The organism is Citrobacter sp. (assembly GCF_050252275.1).
GTDB classification, from domain to species: domain Bacteria; phylum Pseudomonadota; class Gammaproteobacteria; order Enterobacterales; family Enterobacteriaceae; genus Citrobacter_A; species Citrobacter_A amalonaticus.
In genome coordinates this window covers 1-9,962 of sequence record NZ_JBFWLF010000171.1, presented here as the reverse complement: position 1 = coordinate 9,962, position 9,962 = coordinate 1, and the positions used below count along the sequence as shown (strand labels likewise).

Here is a 9,962-nt window from a genome sequence, read left to right as displayed (position 1 = left end):
TGCTGTTTTACAGCAATGTCATGATTTCCGCGCCCTGGTTTTGAATGATTGGTCTCCAGGCCGGATGGCGACGCTAAAGCGTCTTATCCGGCCTGGAGACTGACATGTGTGGCGTCATCTTACTCGTAATAATTATAAATGCCTGCCGCCATCACCAGTTGTGACGCCACTTCATGGGCTTTCTCACGCCCAACCAGCAGGTCGATAATCTTTAAGCCAAAATCGATAGAGGTGCCCGGCGCCTGGCTGGTCAGTAATTTCACCCGCGGATCCCACACCACGCGTTTATCCTGCCATTGTTCTGCGGGTATTTTATCTTTCAGCGCCGGGAAGCCCGTCATATTGCCGATGGGAAAAATGTCATGCGGAACGAGTACGGTAGCGGCTGCCGCGCAAATGGCGGCGACAATCCGTCCGGAACGGTGAAACTGCTTAACGGTTTCGACCAGCAACGTGCTGTCGCGAAAACACTCGGCACCTTTAATGCCGCCCGGCAGGACGATGATGTCGTAGTCGCCATCGGCCACGGCAACCAGCGGCGCATCCGCCAGCAGTTTTACGCCGCGTGAACAGACAATGGTCAGACTGCCGTCGCTGGCGACGCTCGCGGTGGTGACGTTGATTCCACCCCGAACCAGCAGGTCGATAGTGGTAACCGCTTCGGTTTCTTCACTACCAGGGGCGAGGCATACCAGTGCCGATGCGCTCATACTCACTCTCCTTACGTTTTACTAACTCAAACAGGCGGCTGTTTTCCGGCACCGCAATCCCGTGGGCACGGGCGCGTTTCAACAGATAGCCGGTAATGTAGTCTATCTCGGTATGACGCATGGCCCGGATATCCTGCAGCATAGACGAGATATTTTCTGCTGTGCTGTCAATAACTTGCTCGACATAATAGCGTAAATCGTCCACCGAGGTATGGTGACCTTCGCGCTCAATGACCGCCGCGACTTCCTGGCAGATCAGATTGACCTCTTCAGGATGGTTGCGCAGTTCGCCATTCGGGCAGTTCCACAGCGCGGTCAGGGGATTGATCACACAGTTCACCGCCAGCTTGCGCCACATCTCGGCGCGAATATTATTATGCCAGGCGACGTCAGGCAGCACACATTGCAGCAAATCGGCAAGATAGCTGAAATCGCCATCCTGCTCGCGCGCCGGACCGATACGCGTGGTGCCGTTCGCGACGTGGATAATGACGTTGCCATCGCGACGTGCGGCGTGGGTGGTCGTTCCCATCAGCAAGGGTTGGTGGATAGCGTGCAATTCTTCAATCGTTCCCATGCCGTTATGGATCAACAGAATGGGCGTCATTTCCGACAGCGTTGACGCCAGCGCTTTGACCGCGTCGGAGACCTGCCACGCTTTGAGCGTCACCAATAGCAAATCGCTGGTGGCTAAAAACTCCGGATCGTTTGCCGTCAGGGATTCGTTAAATATCGACCCGTCCGTCTCAATCACATTCACGCTGCAATAGGGCTGCGGAACGCGCAGCCAACCTTGTACTTCATGTCCCTGTTTGCACAGCGCCGAAAGCCATAACTGTCCTAAGGCTCCGCATCCCAGTACGGTAATTTTCATTCTTCCTCCTCACCCGCAACAGCACCAGGTGTTTGCTAACATAGTATAGCGCTGTCTGTTGAGTCACTTTGCAGGTATTATGCTTCGCATCAAAAATGAAGGGAGAGGAAAAGATGCCATCTTTCGATATTGTGTCTGAAGTTGATCTTCAGGAAGCTCGTAACGGCGTAGATAACGCCATTCGGGAAGTTGAGTCACGTTTTGATTTTCGCGGCGTTGAAGCGACCATTGAGCTCAATGATGCCAATAAAACCATCAAGGTGCTGAGCGAATCCGATTTCCAGGTCAACCAGTTGCTGGATATTCTGCGTGCCAAGTTGCTTAAGCGCGGCATTGAAGGGGCATCGCTTGATGTACCGGAAGAGTTCGTACACAGCGGGAAAACCTGGTTTGTCGAAGCGAAGCTGAAGCAGGGCATCGAGAGCGCCGTGCAGAAGAAGCTCGTTAAGCTGATTAAAGACAGCAAGCTGAAGGTGCAGGCGCAGATTCAGGGCGAAGAGATTCGCGTGACCGGGAAATCCCGCGATGACCTCCAGTCCGTGATGGCGCTGGTGCGCGGCGGCGATTTGGGACAGCCGTTCCAGTTTAAAAACTTCCGCGATTAATCTTTAACGGTCCGGCTTTCCGGACCGTTTTCTTTTTTACGCCTGGCTGATGGCCTGTTCAACCTCAAAGCGGTTGGTCACTTTGCTGTCGATCTTCACATAGGCGGAATGTTCCTGCTGTGCAATCAACACTTCACTGATGCCTTCTGTTGCCAGTAAACGCTGCTTCAGCACGTCATCGGCTGCAATCTCCGGTGGAATGACCACCCGCAGGCTGCTGACATACGGCGGCTCTTTCATGGTGCTGGCGACGGCAAGCCAGACAACGGCTAAAAACGCCCCGGCAAGGAAAACCGTCTGACCGTCAAACATCCCGTCGACCCAACCGCCCAGTGAACCGCCCAGCGCGACGCCGAGGAACTGGCTGGTGGAATACACGCCCATCGCCGTGCCTTTATAGCCCGCCGGAGACTCTTTGCTGATGAGCGAAGGGAGGAGGGCTTCCATCAGATTGAAGGCGAGGAAGAACAATTGCACACCGATAATCAGTTCCCAGAAATGGCTGCCCGCGCCCCAGAGAACAATCTCGGCAATCACAATCAGCGCGACGCAAAACAGGAACACCCGTTTCATCCGCCGCTTCACTTCGGCGTAGATAATAAACGGGACGACCGAGCCAAACGAAATCAGCATCGTCACCAGATACACTTTCCAGTGTTCCGCTGCGGGTAGCCCGGCATCAGCCAACTGGCCGGGTAGAGCAACGAAGGTGGACATCAGCAGAATGTGCAGACACATGATGCCAAAGTTGAGTTTCAGCAGTTTCGGTTCCGCCAGCACTTTGCTGAAGCTGCCTTTCACCATTCCTGATTCGCGATTGAGCACGTGGTTGTCACTGTCTGGCACCACCCACAGCGTCAGGATGATCCCAAGCGTCGCCAGGACGGCGATCATCCAGAAGAGGGCGTTAAGCCCCAGGGCGTGGGTGATGATTGGCCCAAGCACCATGGCGATCGCGAAGGTGATGCCAAAGCTTACGCCAATAAACGCCATCGCTTTCGTGCGGTTTTGCTCGCGGGTTAAATCTGACAGCAGCGCCATCACCGCGGCGGCAATCGCGCCCGAACCTTGTAACGCGCGGCCAAGAATAATGCCCCAGATGGAGTCCGACAGCGCGGCGATAACACTGCCGAGAATAAACACCGCTAAGCCGCCGACAATCAGCGGCTTACGACCGATACGGTCGGAAAGCAGTCCGAAGGGGATCTGGAAGATAGCCTGCGCCAGACCATAGATGCCGATGGCGAGTCCAATCAAGGCTTCACTGGCGCCCTGTAGCGCCATACCGTATGTGGTCAGAACCGGCAGGACCATAAACATGCCAAGCATGCGCAGCGAAAATACGGTCCCTAAACCCCAGGTGGCGCGCAACTCACCCGGTGTCATTTTATAATCGTTCATTCCCACCTCTGTCTCAATTTCGCGCCTAGTGTAAAGCGCTAAGCAGGCGGGGTAAACATGAGGTTATTGAGTAAATATTACCGGAAGAGAGATTTGTGACAGAAATAGAAAAGGGTGCCGAAGCACCCTTTTAATACCGTTATCTGGCTTACCAGACGTAGGTCAGCAGATTGTGTGAATCCGGCACCATAAAGTCGACGGACATCATCACGGAGAGCGCGGTAATGGCGATGATGGAGAAACCGAACAGCTTGCGCGCCCAGACTCTGTCATCTTCCACTTTGTAACCGCGCAGCGCCATGCCTAACCACCAGACGCTCACCGCTGCCGCCACCACCAGATATTTATATCCGGCATAGCCGCCCAGAGAGAGCATCAGCGTCGCGATGGCAAATGCGATGATGTACAGCGTAATGTGGTTCTTGGCGACGGAAATGCCTTTCACCACCGGCAGAACCGGGATGTTAGCCGCCTGATAATCCTTAAAGCGGAAAATCGCGATGGCATAAGAGTGCGGCATCTGCCACAGGCTGAAAATCGCCAGCAGAATCAGCGCGCCGCTGTCGAACTCTCCGGTGACTGCGCAGTAGCCGATCACCGGCGGCGCCGCGCCGGAGAGAGAGCCGATCAGCGTCCCGTAGACCGAGTGGCGTTTCATATACAGGCTGTAAACGCCCACATAAACCACAAAGCCCATCACCCCCAGCCAGCAGGCCAGAGGGTTCGCGCCAAACCACAGCAGCATGAAGCCAGCAATACCCAGCAGGGTGGCGTACACCAGCGAGACTTTAGGAGAGATCAGGCCTCTTACCAGCACCCGATTCTTGGTCCTTTCCATCTTTCTGTCGATATCCCTGTCGATGTAGTTGTTAAATACACAACCCGACGCCACAACCAGTGACACTCCGACCAACGTGTAGATGAACAGGGGATAGTCGATGCTGCCCTTGGAGGCCAGCAGGAACCCCCCGATCACCGAGATCAGGTTGCCAAAGATGATGCCTGGTTTCGTTACTTGCAGGTATTGCTTAAACATCATAACCGCCGCTCTTAGTGCATCATCATATTGTAGTTGAGGTTCCACATGATCCAGATGGAACCGACAACCAGGATGGCGATGATCAGCACGGTAAAGACAAAAGCCGTCATGTTCCAGCCTTCATCAGATTTGGTGTTCATGTGCAGGAAGCACACCAGATGCACCAGAATCTGCACCACTGCCATTGCCAGGATAGTCCCCAGAATTACGGCCGGAGAGGCAGCACCTGTCATTACCATCCAGAACGGAATGACCGTCAGGATGACCGACAGGATAAATCCTGTCATGTAGGTTTTTACGCTGCCATGGGACGCGCCGCTGTTCACGTTAGAATGACTCATTACATCGCCCCCATCAGATAAACAACAGTGAACACACAGATCCACACCACGTCCAGGAAGTGCCAGAACAGGCTCAGGCACATGATGCGGGTGCGGTTGGTGCTGGTCAGGCCGCGACGGGCGATCTGTACCATCAGCACGGCCATCCAGATAAGACCGGACGTCACGTGCAGACCGTGGGTGCCGACCAGCGCGAAGAACGCAGAAAGGAAGCCGCTGCGATCCGGGCCCATACCGTTAACAATCAGATGATGGAATTCATAGATTTCCATCCCGATGAAGCCGGCACCAAACAAGAAGGTCAACGCCAGCCAGGAAACCACCTGGCTCTTGTTGTTCTTGTGCATGGCGATCGCCGCCATGCCATAGGTAATGGAGCTGAACAACAGCAGGAAAGTTTCAACCAGAACGAATGGCAGTTCGAAAATGTCCTTACCTGTCGGGCCACCTGCGGTGCCGTTCACCAGAACGGCATAGGTAGCAAACAGAATAGAGAACAGAATGCAGTCGCTCATCAGGTAGATCCAAAATCCGAAGATTTTGTTCTGGCCTGCATCGTGGTGCCCGTGTTCGTGCGCGTGGGCAGTCGCGTGCGCTAAAGTATCAGTTGCCATTTTTCAGCCCTGCCTTAGTAATCTCATCGAAATGCTGGTTTTCCAGTTTTTCGATTTCCGGGACCGGCACGTAGTAGTCCACATCTTCATCAAAGCTTTTCACAATCCAGCTGATGATCATGCCTGCGAAGCTTGCAATAGCCAGCCACCAGATATGCCAGATCATGGCGAAACCAAACAGCGTCGCGAAGGCGGTAATGACGATACCGGCACCGCTATTCTTCGGCATATGAATCTCTTCATAGTGCGCAGGCTGCTTGTACGCTTCACCTTTTTCTTTCATTTCCCAGAAGGCATCACGCTCATGAACGTGCGGCACAACGGCAAAGTTATAGAACGGAGGCGGAGAAGACGTTGCCCATTCCAGCGTACGGCCACCCCATGGGTCACCGGTCAGATCACGATTCTGTTCGCGGTCGCGAATAGAAACATACATCTGAATGAACTGGCACAGGATACCCACTGCAATCAGCGCGGCGCCACAGGCAGCAACAACCAGCATCGGATGGAACTGAGGGTCAATCTGCTGGCTGAGACGACGAGTCATCCCCATAAAGCCCAGCACATACAGCGGCATGAAAGCAACGAAGAAGCCGATGATCCAGAACCAGAATGCGCGTTTACCCCAGGTTTCGTTCAGCGTGAAGCCAAACGCTTTTGGCCACCAGTAGGTCATACCCGCGAAGCAACCAAATACGACGCCGCCGATAATAACGTTATGGAAGTGCGCAATCAGGAACAGACTGTTGTGCAGTACAAAGTCCGCGCCCGGGACCGCCAGCAGTACGCCGGTCATCCCGCCGACTGAGAAGGTCACGATAAAGCCAATCGTCCACAGCATTGCTGAGTGGAATACGATACGGCCCTGATACATGGTGAACAGCCAGTTGAAGATCTTCACCCCGGTCGGGATGGCGATAATCATGGTGGTAATACCGAAGAAGGCGTTAACGTTCGCACCGGCACCCATGGTAAAGAAGTGGTGCAGCCAGACGATGAACGACAATACGGTAATACACACGGTTGCCCACACCAGCGAGGTGTAACCAAACAGACGTTTACGTGAGAAGGTCGCGGCGATTTCCGAGAACACCCCGAATACCGGCAGAATCAGAATGTACACTTCCGGATGGCCCCAGGCCCAAATCAGGTTGATGTACATCATCATGTTGCCGCCCATATCGTTGGTAAAGAAATGGGTGCCCAGATAACGATCCAGGGTAAGCAACGCGACGGTAACCGTCAGAATCGGGAAGGAGGCGATAATCAGGATGTTCGCGCACAGCGATGCCCAGGTAAAGACCGGCATCTTGAACATGGTCATGCCTGGCGCGCGCATCTTAATGATAGTCACAAAGAAGTTGATACCGGTCAGGGTTGTACCAATACCGGACAACTGGACTGCCCATATCCAATAGTCGACCCCGACGCTTGGACTGTACTCAATTCCCGAGAGCGGCGGGTACGCCAGCCAACCGGTCTGCGCGAATTCACCCACACCCAGAGACAGGTTAACCAGGATAACGCCGACAACGGTGAACCAGAAGCTCAGGTTGTTCAGGAACGGGAACGCAACGTCACGCGCACCGATCTGCAGTGGAACCACCAGGTTCATCAGACCGATAACAAATGGCATTGCCACGAAGAAGATCATGATCACGCCGTGAGCCGTGAATATCTGATCGTAGTGGTGAGGCGGCAGGAAGCCCGCTTCACCTGCAGACGCCAGCGCTTGCTGACTACGCATCATGATGGCGTCAGCAAAGCCACGAACCAACATGACGATAGCGACGATGACATACATGATGCCAAGGCGTTTGTGGTCAACCGAAGTTAGCCACTCTTTCCACAGGTAGGTCCACTTACCAAAGTAAGTAATCAGGCCAAGTAAAGCCGCACCACCGATGATAATAGCAGCGATCGTAACCATGACGATGGGTTCATGGAACGGAACTGCATCCAGTGTCAATTTTCCGAACATCGTATTCTTCCTCAGCCCCTTGAGTTGGCGGCTTCCGCGTGGCTCATGTCCATGCCTTCCATTCCTTCGTGCGAGCTGTGCTCACCTTCTGGTTGGGTCATGTCCATGCTCTGACCGTGAGCCATAAATTTGTTAATCACGTCTTTAAACAAATCGGGTTTCACGTTGGAGAAGTATTCCACCTGGTTGTATTCGCTTGGCACAGCCACTTTCTCGAACGCCGCCATGTCGCTCATGGTGTTCGGTGACTGTTTCGCTTTAGCAACCCATTGGTCGAATGCGGCGCGGTCCTCTGTTGCGATAGCCTTGAACTTCATACCGGAGAAGCCAGGTCCGCTATAGCTTGCGGAGATACCGTCATAGGTACCGGCTTCATTGGCGATCAGATGCAGGCGAGTCTGCATACCGGCCATGGCATAAATCTGGCTGCCCAGACGTGGGATGAAGAAGGAGTTCATCACGGAGTTAGAGGTCACTTTGAAGTACACCGGAGTGTTCGCCGGGAAGGCGATTTCATTCACGGTAGCAATGCCCTGTTCCGGGTAGATGAAGAACCATTTCCAGTCCATGGAAACCACTTCGATGGTAATGGGCTTCTCGTCATGCGCCAGCGGCTTGCTTGGCTCAAGAGCGTGAGTGGTTTTCCAGGTCAGCACGGCAAGGAAAATGATGATTAAGATAGGAACCGTCCAGACCACCGCTTCCACTTTATTGGAGTGTGACCAGTTCGGGCTATACTTCGCATCTTTATTGCTTGCACGGTACTTCCAGGCAAAACCTACAGCCATCAAGATTGCAGGAATAACGACGATCAACATCAGGCCAAATGCCGTCAGTATCAGCGAACGTTGCTCCAGTCCAATCTGTCCTTTGGGATCTAACAGCGCAGAATTACAGCCACTGAGTAATGCAGTGCCTGCAATTAATGACAACCATCCCAAACTTTTATTGTATTTCCTGAGTCTCATTTAACGACCTCAATTCCACGGGACCGGGTGGCGTTTAAAGTGTGTGGGCATTTTACGGGAAGGTTACATTACTGTAAACATCATTGGATCTGTGTTACCGGGTTCTGCCGCCCGTGTCACATATGTTGCAAGATATGTCGTTTCAGCATTAAGAACCTGTTGCAACATCACGTTATAACGAAAGGGGACTTCAGGGAGGCGACGCGAGGGCAATTGGTATAACCAATGCAAAAATAAAACAATTGGTTAACAAGTGATTATCAATAAAGAGACAAATAAAATACAAAAAATAAATGTGTTTCGGCTGAATCGAGTAAGGAAAATAAAACCTATAAAAGGCGTCAATAATTTCCAGATTCTATTGCGCACAAAACAACAAATATTAATTTTTTCAGTTGTTGTTTATTTAGCCGATATAATTACGCAGGGTGATTACAACGGCTAAATAAAGGGGCGCTTACACCAGCCGCGTTTTGTGTAGCGCCAGATAGTCGAGCAAGCCGCCAAACACGATGCCGAAAATGGCGATAGTCACCGCGACTTCCAGCAGTCCGGCGAGGAAGGAGAAGTTAGTGAAATCCAGCGCGTTCAGCGACAGCAACAGCAGCCAGACAGCAAGCAACGCGCATCCCGCCATCAAAATCCATAACGCCAGACGGTAGGCCGAACGGAATTCTGTTCGCGGCAGGAAACTTTCGCTCTGTCGCGTGTACTCCAGCGTTTGCCGACACACCAGCAGCAATATCAGGCCCGGAACGGCGGCCACGACGGAGAAAAGATAAAACGTCGACCAGCCATGCGCCTCGACAAACCAACCGGCAACCGGGCCAACATAGACGCGCCCCACGGCAGAAAGTGCTGACAGCAGGGCAAACTGGGTGGCAGAAAATGACTTATTACACAGCGTCATCAGCAGCGCGACGAACGCTGACGTCCCCATTCCTCCGCACAGGTTCTCGAAAAACACCGCCGCAGCCATGCTGAACATGTGCTTGTCGGTCACCGACAGGAGCCAGTATCCGGCGTTGGAGACGCCCTGGAGAATGCCGAAAATCAGTAAAGCGCGAAACAGCGTCAGCCGTTGCATCAACACCCCGCCGTACAGCGCGCCAATAATCGTGGCGATCAGTCCCAGCGTTTTATTGACGACGCCCACTTCTCCGGCGTCAAAGCCCACACCACGAATCAAAAAGGTGGTGGTCAGGCTCATGGCGAAGGCATCACCCAGCTTATAAAGGATGATGAGCAGCAAAATCAGCCAGGCGTTGTTACGACCGAAGAAATCGCGTAGCGGGGCTGCGACTGCCTGCTCCAGCGTTTTTGGCACCGGAATGCTGTCGGTCGGTTCGGGGGCGAGCAGAGTGGAAATAATACAAGGGATCAGTAATGCTGCCATCAGCCAGTACATGCCCTGCCAGCCAAGCCAGCG

At 53.3% G+C, this 9,962-nt stretch carries 10 protein-coding genes; 1 reads left to right on the top strand and 9 read right to left on the bottom strand.

The window, feature by feature from the left end:
- Positions 1-119: 119 nt before the first annotated feature.
- Positions 120-710 carry a protein deglycase YajL gene (gene yajL, locus AB7E14_RS14870; protein WP_043001589.1) on the bottom strand — a complete coding sequence of 197 codons (591 nt, stop codon included), beginning with the start codon at positions 708-710 and terminating at the stop codon, positions 120-122.
- On the bottom strand, positions 673-1,584 hold the full coding sequence (panE, locus tag AB7E14_RS14865) for a 2-dehydropantoate 2-reductase (RefSeq protein ID WP_044258965.1): 912 nt from the start codon (positions 1,582-1,584) through the stop codon (positions 673-675). Before panE ends, yajL begins: the two co-directional genes overlap by 38 nt.
- Before the next feature lie 113 nt (positions 1,585-1,697).
- Here panE and AB7E14_RS14860 point away from each other — a divergent pair, with 113 nt between their 5' ends.
- Positions 1,698-2,189 carry a YajQ family cyclic di-GMP-binding protein gene (locus AB7E14_RS14860; RefSeq protein WP_044267658.1) on the top strand — a complete coding sequence of 164 codons (492 nt, stop codon included), beginning with the start codon at positions 1,698-1,700 and terminating at the stop codon, positions 2,187-2,189.
- A 36-nt stretch (positions 2,190-2,225) separates the two neighbouring features.
- On the opposite strand, the gene AB7E14_RS14855 is transcribed toward AB7E14_RS14860, so the two are convergent.
- From AB7E14_RS14855 to AB7E14_RS14825, 7 genes are all read right to left on the bottom strand, one after another.
- Positions 2,226-3,590: an MFS transporter gene (locus AB7E14_RS14855; RefSeq protein WP_316961954.1), complete on the bottom strand. Its 1,365-nt coding sequence runs from the start codon at positions 3,588-3,590 to the stop codon at positions 2,226-2,228.
- A 148-nt stretch (positions 3,591-3,738) separates the two neighbouring features.
- A complete protein-coding gene (cyoE, locus tag AB7E14_RS14850; RefSeq protein WP_080343218.1) occupies positions 3,739-4,629 on the bottom strand; it encodes a heme o synthase in 891 nt (296 codons plus the stop codon).
- Positions 4,630-4,640: 11 nt separating this feature from the next.
- The gene (locus AB7E14_RS14845) at positions 4,641-4,970 is read right to left on the bottom strand and encodes a cytochrome o ubiquinol oxidase subunit IV (protein WP_043001584.1); all 330 of its coding nucleotides are present in this window, start codon (positions 4,968-4,970) and stop codon (positions 4,641-4,643) included.
- On the bottom strand, positions 4,970-5,584 hold the full coding sequence (locus AB7E14_RS14840) for a cytochrome o ubiquinol oxidase subunit III (RefSeq protein WP_043001583.1): 615 nt from the start codon (positions 5,582-5,584) through the stop codon (positions 4,970-4,972). Before AB7E14_RS14840 ends, AB7E14_RS14845 begins: the two co-directional genes overlap by 1 nt.
- Positions 5,574-7,565: a cytochrome o ubiquinol oxidase subunit I gene (gene cyoB, locus AB7E14_RS14835; RefSeq protein WP_043001582.1), complete on the bottom strand. Its 1,992-nt coding sequence runs from the start codon at positions 7,563-7,565 to the stop codon at positions 5,574-5,576. The genes AB7E14_RS14840 and cyoB overlap by 11 nt, the downstream gene beginning before the upstream one ends.
- An 11-nt stretch (positions 7,566-7,576) precedes the next feature.
- Complete coding sequence (gene cyoA, locus AB7E14_RS14830) at positions 7,577-8,533, bottom strand: cytochrome o ubiquinol oxidase subunit II (protein ID WP_043001581.1); 957 nt, start codon at positions 8,531-8,533, stop codon at positions 7,577-7,579.
- A gap of 457 nt (positions 8,534-8,990) precedes the next feature.
- A partial coding sequence (locus tag AB7E14_RS14825) for an MFS transporter (RefSeq protein ID WP_428169633.1) occupies positions 8,991-9,962 on the bottom strand: 972 nt, incomplete at its 5' end.